Origin of the sequence: Flavobacterium noncentrifugens, from assembly GCF_900100375.1 — a bacterium.
Classification (GTDB): domain Bacteria; phylum Bacteroidota; class Bacteroidia; order Flavobacteriales; family Flavobacteriaceae; genus Flavobacterium; species Flavobacterium noncentrifugens.
In genome coordinates this window covers 79,502-103,673 of the sequence record NZ_FNEZ01000003.1, presented here as the reverse complement: position 1 = coordinate 103,673, position 24,172 = coordinate 79,502, and the positions used below count along the sequence as shown (strand labels likewise).

The 24,172-nt window shown below is 42.7% G+C and carries 21 protein-coding genes; 12 read left to right on the top strand and 9 right to left on the bottom strand.

The features are described from left to right. Window positions 1-163: 163 nt before the first annotated feature. Together BLS32_RS10080 and BLS32_RS10075 are read right to left on the bottom strand one after the other, a co-directional pair. A complete protein-coding gene (locus tag BLS32_RS10080) occupies window positions 164-1,513 on the bottom strand; it encodes a S41 family peptidase (RefSeq protein WP_170227598.1) in 1,350 nt (449 codons plus the stop codon). A 142-nt stretch (window positions 1,514-1,655) separates the two neighbouring features. After that, complete coding sequence (locus BLS32_RS10075; RefSeq protein ID WP_091395014.1) at window positions 1,656-2,423, bottom strand: LytTR family DNA-binding domain-containing protein; 768 nt, start codon at window positions 2,421-2,423, stop codon at window positions 1,656-1,658. 328 nt (window positions 2,424-2,751) lie between these two features. Here BLS32_RS10075 and BLS32_RS10070 point away from each other — a divergent pair, with 328 nt between their 5' ends. Together BLS32_RS10070 and BLS32_RS10065 are read left to right on the top strand one after the other, a co-directional pair. Next, window positions 2,752-3,066, top strand: coding sequence for a hypothetical protein (locus BLS32_RS10070; RefSeq protein ID WP_091395012.1), 315 nt, complete (start codon window positions 2,752-2,754; stop codon window positions 3,064-3,066). A 107-nt stretch (window positions 3,067-3,173) separates the two neighbouring features. Continuing rightward, window positions 3,174-4,961 carry a hypothetical protein gene (locus tag BLS32_RS10065; RefSeq protein ID WP_091395010.1) on the top strand — a complete coding sequence of 596 codons (1,788 nt, stop codon included), beginning with the start codon at window positions 3,174-3,176 and terminating at the stop codon, window positions 4,959-4,961. On the opposite strand, the gene BLS32_RS10060 is transcribed toward BLS32_RS10065, so the two are convergent. Beyond that, entirely contained in the window at window positions 4,958-5,641 is a 684-nt protein-coding gene (locus tag BLS32_RS10060; RefSeq protein WP_091395008.1) for a Crp/Fnr family transcriptional regulator, read from the bottom strand. The two genes, BLS32_RS10065 and BLS32_RS10060, sit on opposite strands and share 4 nt — an antisense overlap. A 108-nt stretch (window positions 5,642-5,749) precedes the next feature. Between BLS32_RS10060 and BLS32_RS10055 the strand changes: the two genes are divergently transcribed. From BLS32_RS10055 to BLS32_RS10020, 8 genes are all read left to right on the top strand, one after another. Next, window positions 5,750-8,143: a heavy metal translocating P-type ATPase gene (locus BLS32_RS10055; protein ID WP_091395006.1), complete on the top strand. Its 2,394-nt coding sequence runs from the start codon at window positions 5,750-5,752 to the stop codon at window positions 8,141-8,143. 56 nt (window positions 8,144-8,199) lie between these two features. Further along, on the top strand, window positions 8,200-8,388 hold the full coding sequence (gene ccoS, locus BLS32_RS10050; RefSeq protein ID WP_091395004.1) for a cbb3-type cytochrome oxidase assembly protein CcoS: 189 nt from the start codon (window positions 8,200-8,202) through the stop codon (window positions 8,386-8,388). Between the two features lie 3 nt (window positions 8,389-8,391). Beyond that, window positions 8,392-10,581 carry a cytochrome-c oxidase, cbb3-type subunit I gene (gene ccoN / locus BLS32_RS10045; protein ID WP_091395002.1) on the top strand — a complete coding sequence of 730 codons (2,190 nt, stop codon included), beginning with the start codon at window positions 8,392-8,394 and terminating at the stop codon, window positions 10,579-10,581. A gap of 4 nt (window positions 10,582-10,585) precedes the next feature. Beyond that, entirely contained in the window at window positions 10,586-10,756 is a 171-nt protein-coding gene (locus BLS32_RS10040; protein WP_091395000.1) for a CcoQ/FixQ family Cbb3-type cytochrome c oxidase assembly chaperone, read from the top strand. Between the two features lie 23 nt (window positions 10,757-10,779). Continuing rightward, window positions 10,780-11,682 carry a cbb3-type cytochrome c oxidase N-terminal domain-containing protein gene (locus BLS32_RS10035; RefSeq protein ID WP_091394998.1) on the top strand — a complete coding sequence of 301 codons (903 nt, stop codon included), beginning with the start codon at window positions 10,780-10,782 and terminating at the stop codon, window positions 11,680-11,682. Window positions 11,683-11,689: 7 nt separating this feature from the next. Further along, window positions 11,690-13,105 carry a cytochrome c oxidase accessory protein CcoG gene (ccoG, locus tag BLS32_RS10030; protein ID WP_091394995.1) on the top strand — a complete coding sequence of 472 codons (1,416 nt, stop codon included), beginning with the start codon at window positions 11,690-11,692 and terminating at the stop codon, window positions 13,103-13,105. A gap of 63 nt (window positions 13,106-13,168) precedes the next feature. Continuing rightward, window positions 13,169-13,618, top strand: coding sequence for a FixH family protein (locus BLS32_RS10025; RefSeq protein WP_091394993.1), 450 nt, complete (start codon window positions 13,169-13,171; stop codon window positions 13,616-13,618). After that, the gene (locus BLS32_RS10020; protein ID WP_091394991.1) at window positions 13,618-14,319 is read left to right on the top strand and encodes a sulfite exporter TauE/SafE family protein; all 702 of its coding nucleotides are present in this window, start codon (window positions 13,618-13,620) and stop codon (window positions 14,317-14,319) included. The genes BLS32_RS10025 and BLS32_RS10020 overlap by 1 nt, the downstream gene beginning before the upstream one ends. Before the next feature lie 55 nt (window positions 14,320-14,374). Here the strand turns inward: BLS32_RS10020 and hemN are convergent, their stop codons facing one another. Next, entirely contained in the window at window positions 14,375-15,736 is a 1,362-nt protein-coding gene (gene hemN, locus BLS32_RS10015) for an oxygen-independent coproporphyrinogen III oxidase (RefSeq protein ID WP_091394989.1), read from the bottom strand. A 365-nt stretch (window positions 15,737-16,101) separates the two neighbouring features. Between hemN and BLS32_RS10010 the strand changes: the two genes are divergently transcribed. Together BLS32_RS10010 and msrA are read left to right on the top strand one after the other, a co-directional pair. Then, window positions 16,102-17,736, top strand: coding sequence for an NADP-dependent glyceraldehyde-3-phosphate dehydrogenase (locus BLS32_RS10010; RefSeq protein ID WP_091394986.1), 1,635 nt, complete (start codon window positions 16,102-16,104; stop codon window positions 17,734-17,736). 182 nt (window positions 17,737-17,918) lie between these two features. Next, the gene (msrA, locus tag BLS32_RS10005; RefSeq protein ID WP_091396076.1) at window positions 17,919-18,413 is read left to right on the top strand and encodes a peptide-methionine (S)-S-oxide reductase MsrA; all 495 of its coding nucleotides are present in this window, start codon (window positions 17,919-17,921) and stop codon (window positions 18,411-18,413) included. 76 nt (window positions 18,414-18,489) lie between these two features. Here the strand turns inward: msrA and BLS32_RS10000 are convergent, their stop codons facing one another. The 5 genes from BLS32_RS10000 to BLS32_RS09980 all read right to left on the bottom strand — a co-directional run bounded on the left by BLS32_RS10000 (window position 18,490) and on the right by BLS32_RS09980 (window position 24,147). Next, on the bottom strand, window positions 18,490-19,095 hold the full coding sequence (locus tag BLS32_RS10000) for a DNA-3-methyladenine glycosylase (RefSeq protein ID WP_091396073.1): 606 nt from the start codon (window positions 19,093-19,095) through the stop codon (window positions 18,490-18,492). A 117-nt stretch (window positions 19,096-19,212) separates the two neighbouring features. Continuing rightward, the gene (locus tag BLS32_RS09995) at window positions 19,213-20,250 is read right to left on the bottom strand and encodes an aldo/keto reductase (RefSeq protein ID WP_091394984.1); all 1,038 of its coding nucleotides are present in this window, start codon (window positions 20,248-20,250) and stop codon (window positions 19,213-19,215) included. Window positions 20,251-20,492: 242 nt separating this feature from the next. Further along, window positions 20,493-22,043 carry an SDR family NAD(P)-dependent oxidoreductase gene (locus tag BLS32_RS09990; RefSeq protein ID WP_091396071.1) on the bottom strand — a complete coding sequence of 517 codons (1,551 nt, stop codon included), beginning with the start codon at window positions 22,041-22,043 and terminating at the stop codon, window positions 20,493-20,495. 411 nt (window positions 22,044-22,454) lie between these two features. After that, complete coding sequence (locus BLS32_RS09985; protein ID WP_091396068.1) at window positions 22,455-23,210, bottom strand: SDR family NAD(P)-dependent oxidoreductase; 756 nt, start codon at window positions 23,208-23,210, stop codon at window positions 22,455-22,457. 343 nt (window positions 23,211-23,553) lie between these two features. Continuing rightward, on the bottom strand, window positions 23,554-24,147 hold the full coding sequence (locus BLS32_RS09980) for a hypothetical protein (RefSeq protein WP_091394982.1): 594 nt from the start codon (window positions 24,145-24,147) through the stop codon (window positions 23,554-23,556). Between the last annotated feature and the right edge of the window lie 25 nt (window positions 24,148-24,172).

Genomic DNA, 24,172 nt, shown 5'->3' with positions numbered 1-24,172 from the left:
AATAAAATTTATGGCCTTTTGCAATTCAGTGAGTTATATATCCATAGGATGCGATCAAATGCATTGATTAAAATAAATATAAATTATCATGACAGGTGGGTTGGGACACTTTCACGGCTGGCCATTTTGTATAAAAATGTCGGCGATCTCAAAACTTCCTACATTATTTTTTACCGCTATTTATAATTTCCAGCGCCTTATTCAAAGCGTCATCCGATTTAACGGCAATATCCGGCTCTACACCAACCTTATCCAAACGAATACCGTCATAAGTGTAGAAATCGGCAATGGGTACCATAAGCATGTATTTTCCGGAAACAGTAAAAGGAGATGCAGCGAGCATGCCGCCATAGCTTCTTTCCCCTATGATCGTGGCTTTTTTGCGGTTTTTAAGCAAATAAACGATCGGCTCGCAGGTACTCCCGGTCCTGCCGTTTTCCAAAACATAGAGGTTTCCGGTGAATACAGGATTGGCCGGTTTTTTAAATATAAGCTTCACGCCGGGCGATCTTCTTAATTCATCACCAAACTCTTTAGTGCCTTTGGGCTGTAGTTCAGGAAGCGTTTTAAATAATTCGGGCTGGTAACCGGAATAGGATAACTTATTTGTGAGGAAATAACCCACTTCCAGATCTTCAGTTGTAACGTATTTTGCGAGTGCAAATGCAGGGCTGATCCCGCCACCGCCATTGTTCCGCAAATCAATGATGAGGTTTTTATAAGCCGGATTGGCTACTATCTTAGGTAAAATTTCCTCCAGTTCGGTTCCAGAGGTGCTAAAATTCTTAACCTGCAGATAGGCAGTAGTGCTGTTTTTTTCTTCAAAAACAACCGATTTCTGTATGCCCGGCGCATTCTCATCGCCAGCAGCTTCCTGCAAAATCGCTAAAGTCAAATGGGTAAACGGAAGTTTTTGCGCCAATATGTTAAAGCCTAAATACAATTCAATATCGTCGTGGGCATCATTACACAGGGCTTTAATTTGCTTTTCGAATTTTTGCCAGTCTTTATTTTGCAGCGCGGCTTTAGCGTAAATATTTTCCTGTACGGTCTTCATCAGCAGCGGATAAAGGTTTTGATAACTGATCTTGTCCTCCGAAGAATTTACGCCATGCAGTGTTCCAATGGATATACCGTCACCATTCAGAAATTCACCACTCAGGGTTGTGTTTTTTACAATTCCTTTAAACTTTAATTTGCCAACCATGGGTATCTTGGTCTCGCCAAACAAACTGTCCTTTTTTTGCTGCCCTTTAATAGTGATGATAATTCCTTTTTTAGGTGATTTTCCTAAGATCCTTCCCAGTTTGGCTTTGCCACCCATGACGCGGACATCGGCATTTTTAGGAGAGGTTATAACAAACTGGTCCTGGCCAATAGTAACATCCAGAAAAGTTGAAAATACGGTTCCGTTTCCAAAATCGATGTCGCTTTTAAAATGAGTTGGATTGTTTTGGGCAAAAGAAACATTAAAAAGTAAAATCAGCGCGAAATTCAGGATGGTGGATTTCATTTTTTTGCAGTGGTTCATACATGGAATGATTTAAATGAGTTGTCAAAGTAAATGCGAAATCCTTTGCCATTCAAGTAATTTTGACGAAACGATTTGTTTTTTTGACAAGTAGATAGGCTTCTTGCGCCCTTTTTCTTAAAAACTAAAATACGCGGTCTTTGATATGCTTATAATAGGTCTTTGATAGCGGAATTTCTTTTTCACCAACCCTAAAAGAAATCCTGGCGCTTTGTGAATTGCCTGAAATAAATACAATAGCGTTTGTATTGACCAAATAAGATCGGTGGCATTTTTCCAAAAAAGGCAATTGTTCACATACGTTTGAAAGTGTTTGCCTGAATGTTTTGGATCTGATGCTTTTGCCCTGATCCACATAACAAATCTCAATGTAATTTTCGACAGCCTTGATGTATAACAAGTCTTCTTTTTCGAGGCTTAGCACCTCATTCTTGTTTTCTCCAGTCAACCGGATCGAATTGCTTGAGGACGGAACAATCCGTTCACCGAGTTTCTGTCTCAGATAAAGCATTGAGGGTACAAAAACAGGAACCATTCCGGCGACAGTAACGCATAAAAAACGAGAATATGTTCCTATGGAACAGCTTGCCAGATTGACAATCAAAGTATTGTATAAATAAAGCACCGTACCTGAGAACAGGCAAAAGATTATAGTAGAAATAAATTCATGGGAAACCAGCCAGACTTTACCAGCCTTTGAATACCAGCGGTTTTCAATACAGCTTTGGATGACAAACACAACAAAAACAAAGAAGCCATAACCAGAAAGGAGCAAAAACCTGTGATCCGCCTCGAATTGATCAGTATCAAAAGGTTCAAGTACGATAATGATAAAATCCAAAAAAATAAATAAGACAAGGCCAAGGAATACTTTTCTTTTTAATGATGCCACAAAATGTATTTGTCTTTTTAAAAATGCCAATTGATAGGTTGCGTTTAAAATTTATTGGAAGCCTTGTTTTTGCAACGTAAAATAACAGTTTTATTTTTCAAATTTACCACTATCAAATATTTTTTTCTGCTTCAAATCCAACTTTAAACACTCAGATCAGCATGTTTCGTTTTGTATGCAATTGGGCGAAGTCAATTATTTACTAAACTGTCATTTATCGGAGATCCGGAAACATTTTGAAAGAATCCTATAAAATACGCGCTTCGACAGCGCATACCTTTACCATTGTCGTAACGACACAACGCTATACGATTAACCCTGCAATATCATGGAAGAACTTGAAGCCGAAGTAGCCACCAACATCGTGCGGGACATCCTGGCACCACGACTGGAACCCGAAAAAATAAGTTACAAGCGAATGAAAGGCTACCTGGCGGTATTGCTTAACGGCGACCGCTACCAAACCATTTGCAGGCTTTACCTGAACAATAAGAGAAGGCAGTACCTCGGAATCGTGACGAAAAATAAGGTGGAGTCCCGCAACCGTATTGAAAATTTAACAGACATATACCGCCATGCAGACGAAATCAACGAAAGCCTTAGTTTTTACCAGCATCCGGAATTTCCTGAAAGCCTCTTTTAAAATTTTCAGTACGGTGCATTAAAAAACAAAGTTCTTTGCCCAACATGACATTTATCAGGTTTTAAGTGCGCCAATTTTCCAAAATTTGCAGCTTAATACTTTCATAAATGAGCAAGCTGCACAATTTTCACATTCCGGTCATGGGATTGGCTTATACGATCGATTCCCCGATTCGGGTTGCACAATTCGGAATTGATTCGGTCATTTCCATTGTAGATGACGAACTCGCCGAAAAAATGCGGGCATTCTACTCCCGTAAATTCGAATTCGATTACTCGGAAATTTCACAAAACAGCTTTGATTGCCGCGCCAAACGCATTACGGCTTACCTGAATCTCGTACAAAATATCGTTACCCGGAAGTTTGATGATTTCTGTAAAGAAGCCGGGAGCAATCACAAAACCCTGTCTCAATTTGTATACATGCTGCCAAAATCTGCGATCCGGCAAAAATTCCGGCAGTTGTTATCGGATGAAAATACTTGCAAAGAAACTTTCCGGCAGCTGATTTTAGAAAACCTGAAACCCGGTGCGATCGATGTCAACATCATGACCAAAGTCGACAAAACAAATTACGCCAAAAACACGCCTTTGCCTATTGAATTTAATGACGCACATGCCGCTTTGCGCGGATTTGCGAATAGCAATTTGCAATCTTCGGTAGTTTTATCAGCCGGAATGAATCCGTCGCTTTACAATTACATTACAGAATTTCCTGATTTTTTTCCGGATGGATCCGGGCAAATCAGAAAAAAGATAATCCTTAAAGTCAGCGATTTCCGTTCGGCAATGATCCAGGGCAGTTTCCTGGCAAAAAAAGGCATCTGGATTTCTGAATACCGCATTGAATCCGGGCTCAATTGCGGCGGGCATGCTTTCGCAACCGAAGGTTTGCTGCTCGGCCCGGTGCTCGAAGAATTCAGGCAGCGCAAAAGCGAACTGATCGCAATAGGATTTGATCTGCTTTGCAGGGCGTTTCAGCAAAAAGAATGGCCAATTCCGCCACAACCATTTGAATTGAAAATCACCGCTCAGGGCGGAATCGGGACATCTGAAGAGCATCGTTTTTTGATTGATTATTACCAGATGGATTCCGTCGGCTGGGGTTCGCCGTTTCTGTTGGTTCCCGAAGCTACGTCCACAGACCAACAAACCCGGAAATTATTGGCCGAAGCCACAGAAAACGATTTCTATACCAGCAACATTTCCCCATTGGGCGTTCCGTTCAACACGGTTAAAGGCACGACAAATGAAGGGTTGAAACAAAGCCGGATCAGCCACAATAAAGCCGGAAGCTCATGCCCTAAAAAACTGCTGGCGCTCAATACAGCAGTTGATCCAAAAGGGATTTGTACGGCGTCGCGAAAATACCAGTCGGTGATGATCAGGGAACTTGAATCTAAAAAAAGTGATCTTACAACAATCCAATTTCAGGAAATGAAGCAAAAAATTACCGATAAAGCCTGTCTTTGTGTTGGTTTGGCAAACGCTTCCTACCTCGAAAACAACATCGAAATCAAAGGCGAGGCGCAAGGCATTGTCATTTGCCCAGGGCCAAACATGGCTTATTTTAACCGCGAAGTGACACTATCAGAAATGCTGCGGCACATTTACGGCTATGAATCGATTCTTGGAAAAACTTCGAGGCCAAACGTGTTTGTAAAAGAATTGGGTTTGTATGTAGGTTACCTTAAAAAAGAGATCGCTTCCGCAGATTTTCCGACCGCACAACAAATCAAGAAATGGAAAAATTTTAAGGGCAACCTCGAAAACGGAATTGCCTATTATGAAGAAATATTGTCGCCAACCGCGTTCTTCCACAACATCAAAAAAGATATATTTCAGGCATTTCGCGAGTATAGAAACGCCTTGATGATAATAGAAATTCCGGGTTAATGATTCGCAACCGCCTGAAGCGCTTTTTTATTGGAAATGCTGATGTTTTTACCCGACAATTCAATGTAGCCGAGTTTTTTAAATTCGGACAACAACCGGATGCAGCTTTCCGTCGCCGTTCCGATCATGCTGGCCAGTTCTTCACGCGACAGCTGCAGTTTCAGGGTTTGGTCTGGATTCGTCCCTAAAGTATCGGCTAAGTAAATCAACGTATGCGCCAGCCTTTCTTTGACGGTTTTAAGCGCCATGTCAACCATCAGATCGTCGGCATCTTTAAGGTCGCCGCAAATGCTTTTCATCATGTTCATCGAGAACTTATTGTTCTGGTTAAAAAACCCGATGAGGTCACTTTTCGGTACAAAACACACCTGCATGTCTTCGAGTGCCACCGCAGAAAGATTGGCCGGTTCGTCACTGATCATCGAGCGCTGCCCGAGCAATTCGCCTTTTTTTACCAATTTCACGATCTGCTCTTTCCCGTTCGGACTGAGTTTGGTCATTTTGCAAACACCATCTTTTATACAAAAAACACCGTTTACATGCTGGCCTTCTTCAAAAATAACCGCCCCTTTTTTAATGGTTTTCGCAGTTTTGCATTCCGACATCCTGATGAGTTCGTCTTTATTCAATGCTTTAAGCGCGCTGAATTCCCTTACGATGCATTGTTCACATTTACTCATAGCCGAAAGCTTTTGTTGCTGGGGCAAATTTACGGACTTTATATGATAAATATCATATTATTATTGGCTAAGCCAACGCAACTTTGCTCCAGGTAAAATGAGCAGATTATGGATACAAACAACTGTTTCCATTGTGGATTGGATATTGTAAAAGACGAAATCATATTTGAAGCGCGGCATTTTTGCTGCAACGGCTGTAAAACGGTGTATGCGATTTTCAGCGAAAACGGATTGATGTCTTATTACGATTTTGAAAATGCACCTGGAGCAACGCCATCGGGCGGAAGCAAATACAACTTTCTCGAAAACGAGCAGATTGTCGAAAAATTATTGGATTTCAATGAAGGCGACACACAGATCATTTCGTTGCAAATTCCGCACATCCATTGCAGTTCTTGCATTTGGATACTCGAAAATTTAAACCGGTTGCAAAAAGACATCGTCAGTTCGCAGGTCGATTTTCATCAGAAAAAAGTCAGGATCACCTACAACAGTTCGTCTGTTTCATTGAAGGAAATCGTGGATTTGTTGTGCGCTATCGGATACGAACCGTATATCAGCCTCGACGATTACGGCACACAAAAAATAAAAACAAACCGCAGCCTGACGTACAAACTTGGCGTAGCTTTTTTTTGCTTCGGAAATATTATGCTGCTGTCTTTTCCAGAATATTTCGAGGTGAATGAATTCTGGTTAGACCAATACAAAAACTTTTTCCGCGGCCTGATTTTCCTGTTGGCGTTGCCGAGTTTTTTCTATTCTGCAAGCGGTTATTATGTCGCCGCGTGGAAAAGCATCCGTGCGAAAATGCTCAATATCGAAATCCCGATTGCATTGGGAATTGTGGTGATGTTTGTCAGAAGCTCGATCGACATGCTTTTCAATTACGGTTCCGGATTTTTCGACAGCCTGACCGGATTGGTGTTTTTCATGCTGCTTGGAAAAATGTTCCAGATCAAAACTTACAGTTTTTTAAGTTTCGAACGCGACTACAAATCGTATTTCCCAGTTGCTGTGACCCGATTAAAAACGGATGGTTTGGAAGAAAGTGTGCCGATTTACGAAATCCAAAAAGGCGACCGTTTATTGATCAGAAACCAGGAATTAATCCCGGCCGACAGCATTTTGATTGCTTCAAACGCTTCAATCGATTATAGTTTCGTCACCGGCGAAGCGATCCCGGTTTCCAAAAAATCAGGTGATAAATTGTTTGCTGGCGGAAAACAACTCGGAAATGCCATCGAAATGGAAGTGCTGCAACCCGTTTCACAAAGCTACCTGACGCAATTGTGGAGCAATGAAATCTTCGAGAAAAAAACTTCAGCCAACTATAAATCGATTACCGATACCATCAGCCGCTACTTCACCCCGGCATTGCTGCTGATCGCTTTTTCAGGTTTGGGCTATTGGATTTTAATTGACATCAACATTGCTTTTAATGTATTCACAGCCGTATTGATAGTGGCTTGTCCGTGTGCTTTGGCGTTGACCGCACCGTTTACATTGGGTAATATTTTGCGGATACTCGGCAGGCAAAAATGCTACCTCAAAAATGCCTGTGTGATCGAACAACTGGCAAAAGTAGACACGATCGTTTTTGACAAAACCGGAACGATTACTACCAGTAGCAGGTCAAATATCACTTATGAAGGGAAAACTTTTTCAGCGTCTGAAAATGAGATGGTTAAAAGTACGCTTTCAGGTTCTAACCATCCACTGAGCCGCATGTTGTATGATTTTTTACCGGAAGCAGAAAGGCTTCGTGTTGCATTTTTTGCCGAAATTTCGGGCAAAGGCATCGAAGCAAAAATCAATGGTGACAGCATTTCAATTGGCTCAGCCGATTTTATCGGGAAACCGTTGCGCAAAGATTCATTGAAAACTTCGGTTCACATTGACATCAACGGAAATTATTTTGGGCATTTTACTTTCAACAACGAATACCGAAACGGCCTGCGCGAATTGTTTGCTGAACTGAAAAAAAATTACGAACTCAAATTGCTTTCGGGCGATAACGATGGCGAACGTCCCTTGCTTCAAAAAATGCTTCCCGCCGGAACACAAATGGTTTTCAACCAAATGCCCGAACAGAAACTGCAATTCATCGAAAACCTGCAAAAGCAAGGCAAAAATGTCCTGATGATCGGCGACGGATTAAATGATGCCGGCGCGTTGGCGCAAAGCAACGTCGGGATTTCATTAGCAGAAAACGTCAATGTTTTTTCACCGGCCTGCGATGCGATCCTCGATGCCGGGGAGTTCCGGAAAATCAATAGTTTTTTACAGCTTTCGAAAAATGCGATGCTGGTCATTAAAATGAGTTTCGGATTGTCATTGCTGTATAATGTCGTCGGATTGTCATTTGCCCTGAGCGGAAATTTACAGCCTTTGGTTGCCGCGATCATCATGCCTTTAAGCACGGTTTCGATTGTAAGTTTCGTAACGATCATGAGCAATTTTTATGCAAGAAAGCTAAAAATTCAAACAAAATCTGAAGCATGATAAATATCATATTTTATGAAAAACCGCACCCCTAACTTTGTTAAAGAAATAAAACCATGAGTGTCATTTATCTTTTGATCTCGATCAGCATCTGTGTCGCCATCGGCTTTTTCATCGCTTTCATCCGGGCGGTGCGCAGCGGGCAATACGATGATGATTACACGCCGTCGGTGCGGATGCTGTTTGACGACGAGCTCCGCACCAAACCCGAAAACCCAGTAGAAACCAAACAAAAACAGATTTAATTTATGGAAATGCAGCAGTTTTATTATGACAACAAAATCGTAAAGAAATTCCTTTACGCAACCATCGTTTTCGGCGTCGTCGGAATGACGGTTGGGCTCTTGCTGGCTATCATGTTCTTGTTCCCGAACATCACCGACGGCATTCCGTGGCTGAGTTTTGGTCGGTTGCGCCCGTTGCATACCAATGCGGTCATTTTTGCATTTGTAGGAAACTCGATGTTTGCCGGGATTTATTATTCGCTGCAGCGTTTGCTTAAAGCCAGAATGTTCAGTGATTTCCTTAGCAACCTGCACTTTTGGGGCTGGCAGTTGATCATTGTTGCTGCCGCAATTTCGTTGCCAATGGGTTACACTTCGTCAAAAGAATACGCCGAACTCGAATGGCCGATCGACATTGCGATTGCCCTGATTTGGGTGGTTTTCGGAATCAATATGATCGGAACGATTTTGCGCCGCCGCGAACGCCATTTGTACGTTGCAATCTGGTTTTACCTCGCGACTTTTGTGACCGTTGCCGTATTGCATATTTTCAACAGCATCGAATTGCCGGTGTCGGCAATGAAAAGTTATTCGGTTTATGCCGGAGTCCAGGATGCGCTGGTGCAATGGTGGTACGGACACAATGCGGTGGCTTTTTTCTTAACGACGCCATTTCTGGGATTGATGTATTATTTTGTTCCCAAAGCCGCAAACCGTCCGGTGTATTCTTACCGTTTGTCTATTATTCACTTCTGGTCGCTGATTTTTATTTACATCTGGGCAGGACCGCACCATTTGCTGTATTCGGCTTTGCCAACGTGGGCGCAAAATTTAGGCGTCGTATTTTCAATTATGCTGATCGCGCCATCTTGGGGCGGAATGATCAACGGATTGTTAACGCTCCGTGGTGTTTGGGATAAAGTGCGCGTTGATCCGGTTTTGAAATTTTTCGTTGTGGCAATTACGGCTTACGGAATGGCTACTTTTGAAGGTCCGATGCTGTCGCTTAAAAACGTCAATGCCATTGCACACTTTACCGATTGGATTATTGCACACGTGCATGTTGGCGCACTTGGCTGGAACGGTTTCATGGCTTTTGGGATGATTTACTGGCTGATTCCGCGCATGACGAAAGGCCAATTGTATTCGACAAAACTCGCAAACCTGCATTTCTGGATCGGGACTTTGGGAATTATTATTTACACGCTTCCGATGTATGTCGCCGGATTTGTTCAGGCTTCGATGTGGAAACAGTTCAACCCTGACGGCACGCTGACTTACGGGAATTTCCTCGAAACCGTTCAACAGATTATCCCAATGTATTGGATGCGGATGATTGGCGGAACGATGTACATCATCGGAATGTTTATTCTGGTTTATAACGTCATCAAAACCGTACGTGCAAATGCTGCAATTGCTGATGAACTCGCAGAAGCGCCCGAATTGCAAAAGATCAGCAAAAGCAGAATCAAAGGCGAAAAATTCCATCCGTGGCTCGAAAGAAAACCAATTCAACTGACCATTTTGGCAACTGTTGCGATTTTAATTGGCGGCATCATCCAGATTGTTCCAACGATCATGGTCAAATCGAACATCCCGACGATTGCAAGTGTGAAACCGTATTCTCCGCTGGAACTTGAAGGCCGTGATTTGTACATCCGGGAAGGTTGCGTAGGCTGTCATTCTCAAATGGTGCGCCCGTTCAGGAGCGAAGTCGAACGTTACGGGCCGCAATCGAAAGCAGGAGAATTCGTTTACGACCATCCGTTTTTATGGGGATCAAAAAGAACCGGCCCAGATTTGCTTCGTGTAGGGCAAAAATACAATGACAACTGGCATTTCAACCATTTCTGGGATCCGCAAAGTATTTCTGCCGGATCGATCATGCCGGGTTACAAATGGCTGTTTGCGAATAAACCGATGGACATTTCAAACCTTGAAAATAAAATGCGCGTGATGCAGAAACTCGGTGTTCCATATACGGAAAAAGACATTGCCGAGGCGAAAAATAACCTGCGCAAACAGGCTAAAACCATCGAGAACAACCTCCATGCCGATCCCGATTTTGTCAAAAGTTATGAAAACAGCAAAAAATCGGCGGAAGCCAAAGGGGAAAAATTCGTACCGATGAACGAGCGTGAAATCGTCGCACTGATTGCCTACATCCAACGCCTCGGAACCGATATTAAAGTCAAAGACCACTCTAAAAAATAAAGCCATGTTCGAACCCATCAAACACAATCTCGAAACCATTGCCGGCGTGCAAATTTATCCGATACTGTCGTTGCTGATCTTCTTTTTATTCTTCGTCGGGCTTGGCCTTTGGGTCTTTTCGTATAAGAAAGATACCATTAACGAGCTTAGCAACATTCCGTTAAAAGACCAATAAACATTAACCCTAACAACAATATTATGAAAAAAATAGTTCCGGTTTATGTGCGCATTCCAGTGATTTTCTTTACCGTTTTTGCCGCGATGGAATATTTTATCGATTCGGGTGACCGGCCTGCGTTCCTGAAATATCCAATGGTGAGTGTGTTCTTGTTTGTCTTCCTTTTCATGCTGGTTGCGATTGAAATCGTTTCGGCTGCGGTAGACAATATTACGTACCAGATGATGAACGACGAACAGAAAAAACAGCTTGATGAAGTGACTGATTTCTCTTTGAAAAACCAACAATGGTATAAAAATCTGATCCATAAATTAACCAAATCTGAACCGATCGAAAATGAAGCGTCGTTGTTACTAAGCCACGATTATGATGGCATCAGAGAACTCGACAACAATTTGCCGCCGTGGTGGGTGTATTTATTTTACGGTTGTATTGCTTTTGCTGCGATTTACCTGATCCGTTTTGAAATCATGGGCGGCGACAACCAGGAAATGGAATTTTCTAAAGAAATGGCGCAGGCAAAAATCGATGTAGAAGCATACAAAAAAACCGCACCCGATTTAATGGATGAAAACAAAGTCACCTTACTGACCGAAGCCGCCGATCTTGCCATCGGAAAAACGATTTTCCAAACCAATTGTATTGCCTGTCACCGTGCCGATGCCGGAGGACAAATTGGCCCAAACCTAACCGACGACCATTGGATTTTAGGCGGCGGCATCAAAAATGTATTTCATACAGTGACCAATGGTGGCCGCGACGGAAAAGGAATGGTGGCCTGGGGCGGAACGCTGAAACCAACTGAAATCCAACATGTAGCAAGTTATGTTTTGTCCTTGCAGGGCAGCCATCCGAAAGACCCGAAAGCACCCGATGGCGAAATCTGGGTAGATCCGGCTGGTGCAAAACCAATTGCCAAATAGCAAAAAAATGTCTGAACCAGAAGAAACGTTCCGCGATACCATTGGCACTTTGGACGAAAGTGGAAAACGCAAATTCATTTTTCCGAAAAAGCCCAAAGGCAAATTTTACGACTACCGAAAATACGTCAGTTATTTTTTGCTGGCGGTATTGGTTGCGAATCCGTTCATCAAAATCAATGGCAACCAATTTATGCTGTTTAATGTGATGGAACGCCGGTTTAATATTTTCGGGTTTCCGTTTTGGCCGCAGGATTTTTATCTTTTTGTGTTGTCGATGATCATCGGAGTCGTATTCGTGATTTTATTTACGGTTGTTTTCGGGCGGATTTTTTGCGGATGGATTTGTCCGCAGACGATCTTTCTCGAAATGGTTTTCCGTCGCATTGAATTCTGGATCGACGGCGACCGAGGCGCGCAGCAACGCTTGAGCAAACAAAAATGGGATGGCGAAAAAATCCGGAAACGGCTTTTAAAATGGGCGTTGTTCTTTGTCATTTCGTTTTTGATAGCGAATGTATTCCTGGCTTATGTAATAGGAAGCGATGCTTTGTTTCAGATGGTCGAACAAGGCCCGTTGGCACAATCCGGAAATTTCATTTCACTGCTGATTTTTACGGGCGTATTTTATTTTGTATTTGTCTGGTTTCGAGAGCAGGTATGCATTATCGCGTGTCCGTATGGCAGGTTGCAGGGCGTTTTGCTCGACAACAAATCGATCAATGTGGCGTATGATTTTGTGCGTGGTGAAAAAGTAGCCGGACGCGCCAAATTCAGCAAAAAAGAAGACCGCGAACAAACAGGAAAAGGCGATTGCATCGATTGTAAACAATGCGTCAACGTGTGTCCGATGGGCATTGACATTAGAAACGGCACGCAGCTCGAATGCACAAATTGCACTGCTTGTATTGATGAATGCAACGCGATCATGGAAAGCGTCAACTTGCCGAAAGGCCTGATCCGTTATGCGACTGAAGATGAAATTGAGAAGCAAGGAAAGTTCCGGTTTACTTCCCGCATGAAAGGCTACACTGCTGTTTTGGGAATTTTAATCGGGATTTTTGCAGGTTTGCTGTTGCTTCGCAATGATGTTGAAGTTTCGGTTTTGCGACTGCCCGGGCAATTATTCGAACACAAAGACAAAAATATCAGCAACGTTTATACGTACAAAATTGTCAATAAAACGGCATCGGATTACAATGATGTTCATTTTGAATTGATTTCACATATCGGCCAAATTAAAAAAGTAGGAAACATCCATTTTAGCCTCGGCAAACAACAAATTTCGCAGGGCACATTGTTCATCGAAATCAATCAATATCTGCTGGAAAGCGACAAAACCAAACTCGAAATCGGCGTCTACAACGGCAAAATATTGTTGGGAAAAGCCAAGACAAATTTCCTTGGGCCGCGCACTTTCGAATAAGATTTATCAAAGATTGTCACCGTTCGACTTTAGACTTTTGACATTCGACTAAAAAATAACAACATGAAACTCAATTGGGGAACATCAATCATCATAGCATTTGCATTGTTCATGGCATTCATACTTACGTTTGTCTTCAAAGTGCAAAGCAATTCGAAATACGACAATGAATTGGTTGTCGAAGAATATTACAAGCACGATGCGAAATTCGGGGATGAAATGCTGAAGATCCAGAATGCGGCCGATTTGACTGAAGAACCCACAATTGAAAATACGGTTGAAGGCATCGAAATTCATTTTCCCGAAACCCTTGAGCCTCAAAAAATAACAGGAAAAGTGTCCCTGTATCGGCCGTCAGCCAAAAAAATGGATTTTGAGAAACCGCTCATAATGGCAAAATCCACACTGCTCATACCTAAAAGTGATTTTGCTGGCGGCCTTTGGGACATTACTTTGTCATGGAAATATGACGAAAAAGACTATATCATTAAGAAAACCATTTACATCCAATAATGCTGTATGCCGCATTCATACTGGGATTGTTGAGCAGTTTGCATTGCATCGGCATGTGCGGCCCGATTGCAATGATGCTGCCGTTAGAACGAAACAATCCGGTTAAAAAAGCGTTACAGATTTTTACGTATCATTCCGGGCGGATTTTGACTTATGCTTCGATTGGCTTGCTTTTTGGCTGCATCGGAAAAGGGTTTTATCTCGCCGGAATCCAGCAGCGGCTATCAATTTTTATGGGCATTGCGATACTTGCGGTCGTTTTGGTTCCGGAGAAAAGCTTTTCAAAATACAATTTTTCAAAACCGGTTTTTAAAACCATTGCAGTGGTTCGTTCGGCACTTGGAAAACGACTCAAAAACAAGAATCTTTCTTCGATTTTCCTGATCGGATTGCTGAATGGATTTTTGCCTTGCGGAATGGTTTATGCGGCGTTATTCGGTGCGGTTGCGATGCAGAATCCTTTTTCCGGCACATTATATATGGTTGCTTTCGGACTTGGAACCATTCCTTTAATGTCGGCCGTGGTTTATTTTCATTCGGTGCTGTCGATGCCTTTTCGGAATAAAATTCACAAAATAATCCCGTATACAGTTGCCTGCATCGGGATTTTGTTTATTCTTCGTGGATTGGGACTTGGCATTCCGTATGTGTCGCCTTCAGAAACGAGTTTGTTTGTAATGGCCGCACCGAATTGCAAATGATGTTGTCCAATTCAAACCTTAATAACTTAATTGTAAAAAAAATTAAAGGTAAATTTTAAATAGTCATCGAAAACAATTGCGTTTGCGGGATTTTTCGTTTCAAACGCAGGTCGAATGCCATGCAGATGTTGCGCAAAAATGGTTTCCCAGCTTCGGTAATGACGATCGATTTTTCTGAAATCAAAAGCAAACCATCCTGTTCCATTTCGCTTAAAGCGGATAAAATTGCGGGAATTTCTTCAACAAACAGGGCTTCATTTTTCCACGAAGTTTCGAACCGGCACATTAAATTCAGGATGTGTTTTCGGATAATGAGATCTTCATTTGTCAGGATATGCCCTTTAAAAACAGGCAATTGTCCCCATTCGATAATTTGGTAATAATCATCCAGATCTTTGACATTTTGCGCAAATCCGTACCAGCTGTCACCAATGGCAGAAACGCCTAGGCCAATCATCAGCTGGGTTTTGGATGCATTGTAACCCATGAAATTGCGGTGTAAATTTCCGGTTTGAAAAGCGTTGTACAAACGGTCTGAAGCCAATGCAAAATGGTCCATGCCAATTTCATGGTAACCGTTTTTTTGCAGCAATTGCTTCCCGATTTCATATAAAGTCCGTTTTTCATCGGCTGTAGGGAGGTCGTCGTCTTTAAATCCGCGCTGGCCGTTTCCTTTGATCCATGGGACGTGTGCGTAACTGTAAAAAGCCAGCCGGTCGGGTTGGAGTGATTTTGTTTTTTCGATCGTATCGACAACATCCTCAATTTTCTGGAACGGCAAGCCGAAAATCAGGTCGTGCCCAACCGATTCATATCCGATTTCCCGCGCCCACAAAGTCACTTTTGCGACATTCTGCAAAGGCTGTACGCGATTGATCGCTTTTTGCACTTTTTCGGAATAATCCTGTACGCCAAAACTCACGCGGCGAAAACCGAGATCGTATAATTTTTGCAAATGTTCGCGGGTGGTATTGTTCGGATGGCCTTCAAAACTCATGTCGCAGTCTGGCGTTTTATTGGCACAAGAAAAGATTCCGTTAATTAAATCTTCAAGGTTTTTGGATGAAAAAAAGGTGGGTGTTCCGCCACCGATATGCAATTCCCTAATTAATGGGCGTTTTTTCAACAGCCTGCAATACAATTGCCATTCTTTTAAAACAGCCTGGATGTACGGACTTTCAACAGCATGATTTTTTGTAATGCGTTTGTTGCAGCCGCAAAATGTGCACATGCTTTCGCAAAAAGGCAGATGAATGTAGAGGCTGATTCCGCCGGTGCTGCTTTCTTCAAATGAGTTCCGGAGTGACGCGAGCCAGGCATCAGCATCAAAAGTATGGTCGTCCCAATAAGGAACCGTAGGATAACTGGTATACCTGGGGCCGGGAACGTTGTATTTGGCAATGATAGAAGTATTCATAATCACATGATTTTAAGCATCAAAAATACCATTGTGACTAAACATGTAAAATGATAAATATCATGTTTGGTTATTCCTAGACTATAAACAACTGTAGGAAGTTTGCCAATAAAAAAATTTCAAATATCCAATTCTTTTAGTGGAAGAAGGAACCCAGAAAAGATCCAAAAATTCTTGTGTGAATTTTAATCGTAAAAGAAATTTTCACACATTTTTTTTGTGAATTTTAACTCTGAAAAAAAAAATATACAAGTTTTTTTGTGAAATGGCAGCAGCTAAAACATTTTTACTGTTTTTATAAATGGATCCCTATTTTTTAAGCAATAGGTTTTATATTTGGGTAAACCAATAACGCGACCTGACTTATGGAAAATTTAAATGCCTCACAAACCACGATTGACAATCTTTTTGTAGCCGAAAGCCAAATCCCCGACCAATATAAACTGGAAGAAATTCACCAACGCGAATACCTGCTCAATGGAAAACTCGTGCCATGGAATGGTGCTGTCAGTGAGGTGTTCTCGCCGGTTTGTATTCCGGGTGCCAATGGGCTTCAGCGCAAATTGCTTGGAACCATTCCGCATACCTCACCAAAAGAAGCAATGGAAGCACTTGATGCGGCAGTTGCAGCATATGATGAAGGGCAGGGCGAATGGCCTACAATGAGTGTCGACGGGCGCATTAAATGCATGCAGAAATTCGTGTACCTGATGATCGGGCAGCGCGAATTGGTGATCAAGCTCCTGATGTGGGAAATAGGAAAGAGCAACCCGGATGCGGCCAAAGAATTTGACCGTACCGTAGAATATATTAATGACACGATCGACGCCCTTAAAGACCTCGACAGGCAATCGTCGCGGTTTGAAGAGGCCGAAGGTGTTTTGGCACAAATCAGGCGTTCGCCGCTTGGGGTCGTACTTAGCATGGGACCGTTCAATTATCCTTTAAATGAAATTTTTACCACTTTGATTCCCGCGCTGATCATGGGCAACACCATTTTATTCAAGCTGCCCAAATACGGTGTCCTGGCACATTATCCGTTGCTGCAAGCGTTTAAAGAAGCCTTTCCGGCTGGAACCGTGAATACGCTTTACGGAAAAGGATCTGAGATCGTGACACCATTGATGGAAAGTGGAAAAGTCAGCGTACTGGCGTTTATCGGTTCGAGCAAAGTGGCCAATGGCCTTAAAAAACTGCATCCAAAAGTCAACAGGCTGCGCTCGATTTTAAGCCTCGATGCAAAGAATGCGGCTATCGTAACCAACAATGCCGATATTGATGTCGCAGTCAACGAATGCCTGCTTGGCGCGCTTTCCTTTAACGGACAGCGCTGCACGGCTTTAAAACTTATTTTTGTACAAAAAGGCATAGCCGAAAATTTCGTTAAAAAACTAAGTGATGCCGTTGCTGCTTTAAAGCCCGGACTTCCGTGGGACAAAGAGGTAAAAATTACGCCGTTGCCGGAGTTTGATAAACCTGCATACCTGAAAGCCTGTCTTGATGATGCTGTTGCCAACGGAGCGAAGATCATCAATGAAAATGGCGGTTATACCAACAACTCTTTTGTCTTTCCGGCAGTTGTTTTTCCGGTAAACGACCAGATGAGACTGTATCATGAAGAGCAGTTTGGCCCAATCATACCCATAGTGCCATTTGAATCCATAGAAGAGCCGATAGACTACCAGATCAACGCACCGCACGGCATGCAGGTGAGCATTTTTAGCAATGATGCAAGGGAAGTGTCAAGCCTGATCGATCCTTTTGTGAACCTGGTGAGCCGCGTCAATATCAATTGCCAGTCGCAGCGCGGGCCAGATGTATTTCCTTTTACAGGAAGAAAAGACAGTGCCGAAGGAACTTTATCGGTATCGGATGCGCTACGGTCGTTCTCGATCAGGTCGCTTGTCGCTACAAAAGCAACTGATGCCAACAAGCAGTTGCTGAACACCATTGTTAGGGATCATGATTCGAATTTCCTGAGTACGGATTACATCTTTTAAAAGAATTTTCTAAAATTAAGGAAGTACATCAGCTATAAATCAAGCAGCTCAATTGCAATATCTGAAACATCAGAATTCTATGTTAAGATGCAGGATTTTTTTAGCATCGTCAGTCTTCATTTCGTAATTTTATGCTGGAAAATTTGCAGCGGGATTCGCCAGCATAATTAAATCAAATGAAAATGTCAGATCAAATAAAAAAAGCATACATAGCAGGCGGTTGTTTTTGGGGTATGGAAGACCTTTTTAGGGTGCTTCCCGGAATTACCGATACCGAAGTAGGTTATTTAGGCGGAGAAAATGAAAACCCGACGTATCAAAACCATCCCGGCCATGCCGAAGGACTGGAAATCAGTTATAATCCTGAGATCATATCATATAAAGAACTCCTCGATTACTTTTTCAGGGTGCATGACCCAACGACTGTTGACAAGCAGGGAAATGACCGGGGTTCAAGCTACCGTTCGGCTATTTTCTTCCAGGATGAAACCGAAATAGCCGAGGCTAAAGAAGTGATCGAAATTGTAAATGCCTCCAAAAGATGGCCGGGAACTGTAGTCACAACCTTTGAGCCTTTTACGAAATTCTGGCCGGCAGAAACCTACCACCAGGATTATCTTGTAAAAAACCCGAATGGCTATACCTGCCATTTTGAACGGTTTGGTACTTTTTTATAATTTTTGTTGAAATAAATTTTTCTTAGCGCGCCTTTATTATTACACGGCGCGCTAATTTTTAATGGCCATCACGCTCTTAAACCTTATTCGGTTTGCTCACATATTTATTGCCTTTGACAAAAAAACGCCAGGGCAAAAGCGCATCTTCCTGGGCATAGGCGACTCCAACACGTGGTGTGGCAGCAATTGCATCAGCGGCATACCGGATGCCATGATCTTCAATCCAGACTTCTTCGCCTGTGAGGTCTTTTTTATTAAACGATCGATCGATCCCTAGAGCTTTGGCAGCAGAACCCGGACCGGATGAAACCGCCGCTTTGGCGACAGGCATATTTCTCCTGACTTCTATTATTTCTTTACCGATCAACGGTTCAATAGCCCTTATAAGTACGGCATGAGGCGCATCTTTAATACCAGTTACCACGTTGAAAAGGTGGTGAATGCCGTAACACAAATACACGTAGGCAATGCCGCCCTGGTGGTATAAAGTATCGGTTCTGTCTGAGCGTCGGCCGCCATAGGCATGAGAAGCTTTGTCCTGTACGCCAAAATATGCCTCGGTTTCTACGATAATGCCCGCAGTTATGTTGCCATCAATTTCAGTAAAAAGCACTTTTCCCAAAAGGTCGTGGGCCAGAAAAATGACATCTTCATTGAGGTAATAGGAAAAGGATAATTTCACGTCGTTTGTTATTGTTAATGATTCATTTCTGCCAAAACTACTAAGGAAATGCCACAAAATCATTTCATCGGATTTTTAAAACAATTGCCCCAAAATAATTTTTTTTATGCCAATTTATCAGAAAACCGGAGTAGGGTTGAGGGACTTGTTTTGCCATTGGTGCCAATAAGGATAAATTGTTGGAACGGTACTCGCCTGATCAAGCCTTTGTACCTGCTCTGAAGTAAGGTTCCAACCCACAGCACCCAGATTTTGCCTGAGCTGTTCTTCATTACGTGCACCTACAATAATGCTCGATACCGTTGGACGCTGCAAGAGCCAGTTGAGCGCTACCTGCGCGACACTTTTAGCAGTTTCACCGGCTATTTCTTCTAACACATCTACGGTGTTGTAAAAAACTTCTTCGTTTACGGCCATTTCAGGAACAGGGCTGCCGCCTTGCGCGACACGTCCTTCTTGCGGAATGGGTTTGTTTCGTCCGTATTTGCCGCCAAGCCTTCCCGATGAAAGTGGCGACCAAATAATGGCACCTACTTTTTGGTCAAGTCCTAAAGGCATCAATTCCCATTCGTATTCGCGATTGGCCAGTGAATAATATACCTGGTGGCCCACATACCGGTTCCAGCCATACTTTTCCGAAAGCGCCTGTGATTTCATAAGTTGCCAGCCTGAAAAATTAGATGCGGCGATATAACGCACTTTACCACTCTGAACCAGGTCGTCAAGCGTTCGAAGTGTTTCCTCTACGGGGGTGTTTCCGTCAAAGCCGTGCATGTGGTAAATGTCAATATAATCCGTGCCAAGCCTTTTTAAACTCCCTTCAATTTGCTTTAACAAATGGGTACGCGAAGAGCCTTGATTGTTAGGACCATCGCCAAATGTGAAAGTCGCTTTGGTCGAAAGGATAAGCTGGTCTCTTTGTCTTCCTGCAATGGCCTGCCCAAGTACTTCTTCCGATTTGCCATCAGAGTAAATATCGGCCGTATCAAACATGTTTACCCCGGCCTCAAGGCAAATATCGATAAGCCTTGTGGCCTCAACTGCCTGTGTGCTTGCCCAGGCTTTAAAAAATTCATTGCCTCCGCCAAAGGTTGCCGTTCCAAAACTCAGTACCGGTACTTTAAGTCCCGATGCCCCTAAAAATCTATATTCCATTTTTATTTATTTTATTGATTTTTGTATCGATCTAAACGCAATAAACGTGCTGCAACAAAAGAAAATAAATGCCTTTTGACACACTGCAAGCCTCATTGTTATCATACAAAGTTCGTAAACAACCCAGGAATATAGTTGTATAAATGATGTAAATTCATGTAGATTTCTGCTATTTGTCTGGACAGATATTAGCGAAGCACTATTTGCACTTTATGAATTTCAGAAAACATTCGATAAATTTATTACCACGAAATCGGCTGGTAATCTTTTAAAAATTTCCCGCACCAATGCTTGCCGGTATTGATGCCGTCGAACAACGGATCCATTACCCTTGCAGCGCCATCAACAATGTCTAAGGGCGGCTGGAAATCTTCTTCTTCCTGTTTCCTTTTCGCCAGTTCTGCCGGATCTTCATCAGTAACCCAGCCCGTATCGACAGCGTTCATAAATATGCCGTCTTTCGCCAAAGAACCTGCGGCGGTGTGTGTCAGCATGTTCAGGGCTGCTTTCGCCATATTCGTATGCGGATGCCTGTCGTCTTTATAACCATAATAGAATTTTCCTTCCATAGCAGAAACATTGATAATGTGCTTTTTTCCAGTCGCATCTTTTTTCATGACTTCGGCGAGGCGGTTGCACAATACGAACGGTGCTACCGAATTCACCAACTGCACTTCGATCATTTCCGTAGTTTCGATCTGTCCGAGTTTGAGTCTCCAGCTGTTGGTCTTCCGCAAATCGACTTGTTGCAGATCGGCGTCAAGCTGTCCTTCGGGAAAAACTTCATTTGCCACGAGTGTATTATCGAATGAGTATGGAATCTGCGACAGTTGGGCAGAAGCGCGCAATCCGATTCCAGGTTCCGGGCCATGCCAGGTCACCGGCATATTCTGGTTTGAGGAAGCGCCGATGGTGAGTACTTTGAGTTCTGTCAGGCAATCGGTATGGCCGGACAGTAAACCCTGAACTTTCATTGGCAAATCCGAAACCATCAAAGTTTCGTTTTCCATCAGATGGGAATAAAATCCGGCTGGGCGTCGCACGGTTTGCGCAGCATTATTGATCAGGATATCGAGGCGGCCATATTTTTGTTCGATGAAATTACAGAAAATTTCCACACTTGGAATGTGCCTTAAATCGAGTCCGTGAATCTTCAGCCGATCGCCCCAATCGGCAAAATCATCTTCCTTTGCAAACCGCAATGCCGAGTCAACCGGAAAGCGGGTTGTGGCAATCACCGTTGCGCCACCGCGCAAAAGCATCAGTGTAATATGATAACCAATTTTTAATCGCGATCCTGTAACTACTGCGATTTGGCCGTTGACATCTGCAGTCTGGAAACGTTTGGTATAATTAAAATCGCCGCAATCACTGCACATTGTATCGTAAAAATGATGCATTTTGGTAAACGGTGTTTTGCAGACATAACAATTTCTGGGCGTTTTCAGTTCCAGTTGTTCTTTGTGTGCCAAATCGTTGAAAGCCAGTAATTTTGGAGCAATAAAAATGCTGGCTTCGCGTGCAGATCGGATTCCAGTTTCCCTGCGGGCGGTTTTGTCCTTCTTTTCCATTTTGCGTTTAAGTGCCGATTTTCCGTCTTTTTTCCTTCGGGAAAGCTCGTCATGGCCGGGCCTTGAAAATTGTCCGGCTGCTTTGATCAGGGCTGTTCGCTGGTCTTTCGGGATATCAAAAATCTGGTCGGTGTCAGTATTCAATTGCGTCAATAAGGCGATGCATTTGTCTATTTCTTCCGCGGTTATCGAATTTGCAGTTGTGGTTTCATCCTTCATCATCATAAAAATAGATATTGTTCTGGGAAATCTTTCAGGCGGCAAAGATAGTTTTTAAAATTTCTGTGACAATTCATTTTAGCTGTTTTAAAGAATGCTTTTGCCCGGATTCTTTTAGATACAAGCCAAATAACTACATGATTGGATGGAGATAAATCTGGTGCGATGCTGTTCAAATTGTGATGCATTGGGCCAACCGATTATTTTTTCCGATGGCCAACGCCAATACAATTTCGATAATCCTTCTCATTTGCAAATTCAACAAGGAAATGTTTGTAAGCGTGATAGCGGATGCGATTGATTTTAAAAAAAAACGAACTTAATGTCTGGATTTCAGTATATTAACTTCGTTTTATCATTTGCATTAAACCATTTGCTGAGGCTCATTTGTCAAATGCATTAAGGCCAAATGCGTTAAACAGACAGATAACCACCGTCGACGGCATAATAACTTCCGGTTACAAACGAAGCTTTATCACTTGCCAGCCACAGGCACAATTCGGCTACTTCTTCTGCTTCGCCAAGACGTTTCATAGGATGTTTGGCGGCCAATGCATCATAATCATCTTTATTCATAGACGCTAACAAAGGGGTGCGGATAAACGCCGGGCCAACTGCATTCACCCGGACGCCTCTGGTTGCATATTCTACCGCAGCATTTTTTGTAAGGCCTACTACGCCATGTTTGGCGGCCACATAAGCAGAACTGTTCGCAAAACCTACCTGACCCAGAATTGATGCCATATTTATAATCGAACCTTTGCCTCCGGAGGTTTTTTCTATAGCAGGAATCTGGTAATGCAAGCCATAGAATACGCCGTTCAGGTTTACTGCGATTACCTTGTTCCAGGAATCTATTGGATATTCACCCACAGGAACACTGGCACCGCCAATCCCCGCATTGTTGACCGCTATATCCAATTTGCCGAACGCTTCTATGGCTTTGTTTACGGCAGCTTCATTGTCCTCTGGTTTTGAACTGTCGGATTTGATAAAAACAGCCTCGCCGCCTTGGTCGGTAATTTCTTTTACGACCGCATTGCCGTTTGCTTCATTGACATCGGTCACTACGATTTTCGCACCGTTCTCTGCAAATAAAATCGCAATGCTTTTTCCAATTCCTGAACCACTGCCCGTTACAAGGGCTACTTTACTTTCTAATGTTTTCATGTTGTTGATTTTAAATTTCGGAGGCTGGATTTTCATTCAAAACGAATTGATTTTTTGATGCCTTTTTTTCCGAGGAATCAGTTTTGTCGAATATCTGCAGGCTATCAGGTTCATTAGATCGATGGAACTGTTAGCGGGCAAAAATATGAACGTTAATTTTAGTTTCTTCGCATGTAGGCTACGAAAGCTCGACTGCCTTCAGCAATATTTTCATGCGCTTTACAGGCTTGCGAGCCAAAGATTATATCACAAAATACAATGCAGACAAAAATGACGACTAGTCAATCATTATAGTTTGTGGTGTGACAGGCTGTATTTTTTGAAGTCAAAAAAAGACTGATATTTATTCTTTAAGCAATATAATGGCTGCTTTATACCCTGTACCCACATTCCATTGGCTGGATTCAATTACGGTTCCTTTGTCATCATAAACCTGGAATTCAGCAGTATTCGGAGATGCAAAACCTTCGTTGAGTGCTTCAAAATCAATTTTATTGATGCCATTGATCAGATTTATTTTGAAGCCTTTAAATTCCCCGTCCATAACTACTTCGGGTTCGATAACCTGGTCATTCAGGTACACTTTGATCTTATCGCCATCAACAAAAGCGGCATCGCGATAACGCACGGTTGCAGTAAAAGATTGTGTTTTAAATCCGCCCAGGTATTGGTTTCGCCTGTAAAAAATGCCTTCGGTATTCGCTTCTTTTTTGTACAGATTGGAGTTTTTAAAAAGCCCGGCTTCAGCCAATTTTAAAAGATCCGGTTGCGCTGGGACAATGGGCGGTTCAGGTTTTGGTGTTTCTTTCGGCGGAATAACCTCTTTCACTTTGAGGTCTTTCGGCGGAATGGCTTTAAATTTATTGTTCAGTTCGTCCTGGGCGAATCCGCATTGGAAAACACCAATCGCAATTATTAAAAACAAGCTCTTTTTCATATTCAAAATTTTAATTGATACGGGT

Excerpts from the sequence above, each read along its gene's own strand:
- BLS32_RS10025 (WP_091394993.1), top strand. The coding sequence starts at position 13,169 with ATGAAACTCAATTGGGGAACATCAATCATCATAGCATTTGCATTGTTC.
- BLS32_RS10055 (WP_091395006.1), top strand. The coding sequence starts at position 5,750 with ATGGATACAAACAACTGTTTCCATTGTGGATTGGATATTGTAAAAGAC.
- BLS32_RS10020 (WP_091394991.1), top strand. The coding sequence starts at position 13,618 with ATGCTGTATGCCGCATTCATACTGGGATTGTTGAGCAGTTTGCATTGC.
- BLS32_RS09990 (WP_091396071.1), bottom strand. The coding sequence starts at position 22,043 with ATGATGAAGGATGAAACCACAACTGCAAATTCGATAACCGCGGAAGAA.
- BLS32_RS10080 (WP_170227598.1), bottom strand. The coding sequence starts at position 1,513 with ATGAAATCCACCATCCTGAATTTCGCGCTGATTTTACTTTTTAATGTT.
- BLS32_RS10010 (WP_091394986.1), top strand. The coding sequence starts at position 16,102 with ATGGAAAATTTAAATGCCTCACAAACCACGATTGACAATCTTTTTGTA.
- ccoG (WP_091394995.1), top strand. The coding sequence starts at position 11,690 with ATGTCTGAACCAGAAGAAACGTTCCGCGATACCATTGGCACTTTGGAC.
- hemN (WP_091394989.1), bottom strand. The coding sequence starts at position 15,736 with ATGAATACTTCTATCATTGCCAAATACAACGTTCCCGGCCCCAGGTAT.
- BLS32_RS10040 (WP_091395000.1), top strand. The coding sequence starts at position 10,586 with ATGTTCGAACCCATCAAACACAATCTCGAAACCATTGCCGGCGTGCAA.
- BLS32_RS10065 (WP_091395010.1), top strand. The coding sequence starts at position 3,174 with ATGAGCAAGCTGCACAATTTTCACATTCCGGTCATGGGATTGGCTTAT.
- ccoN (WP_091395002.1), top strand. The coding sequence starts at position 8,392 with ATGGAAATGCAGCAGTTTTATTATGACAACAAAATCGTAAAGAAATTC.
- msrA (WP_091396076.1), top strand. The coding sequence starts at position 17,919 with ATGTCAGATCAAATAAAAAAAGCATACATAGCAGGCGGTTGTTTTTGG.
- ccoS (WP_091395004.1), top strand. The coding sequence starts at position 8,200 with ATGAGTGTCATTTATCTTTTGATCTCGATCAGCATCTGTGTCGCCATC.
- BLS32_RS09995 (WP_091394984.1), bottom strand. The coding sequence starts at position 20,250 with ATGGAATATAGATTTTTAGGGGCATCGGGACTTAAAGTACCGGTACTG.
- BLS32_RS10070 (WP_091395012.1), top strand. The coding sequence starts at position 2,752 with ATGGAAGAACTTGAAGCCGAAGTAGCCACCAACATCGTGCGGGACATC.
- BLS32_RS10035 (WP_091394998.1), top strand. The coding sequence starts at position 10,780 with ATGAAAAAAATAGTTCCGGTTTATGTGCGCATTCCAGTGATTTTCTTT.
- BLS32_RS09985 (WP_091396068.1), bottom strand. The coding sequence starts at position 23,210 with ATGAAAACATTAGAAAGTAAAGTAGCCCTTGTAACGGGCAGTGGTTCA.
- BLS32_RS10060 (WP_091395008.1), bottom strand. The coding sequence starts at position 5,641 with ATGAGTAAATGTGAACAATGCATCGTAAGGGAATTCAGCGCGCTTAAA.
- BLS32_RS09980 (WP_091394982.1), bottom strand. The coding sequence starts at position 24,147 with ATGAAAAAGAGCTTGTTTTTAATAATTGCGATTGGTGTTTTCCAATGC.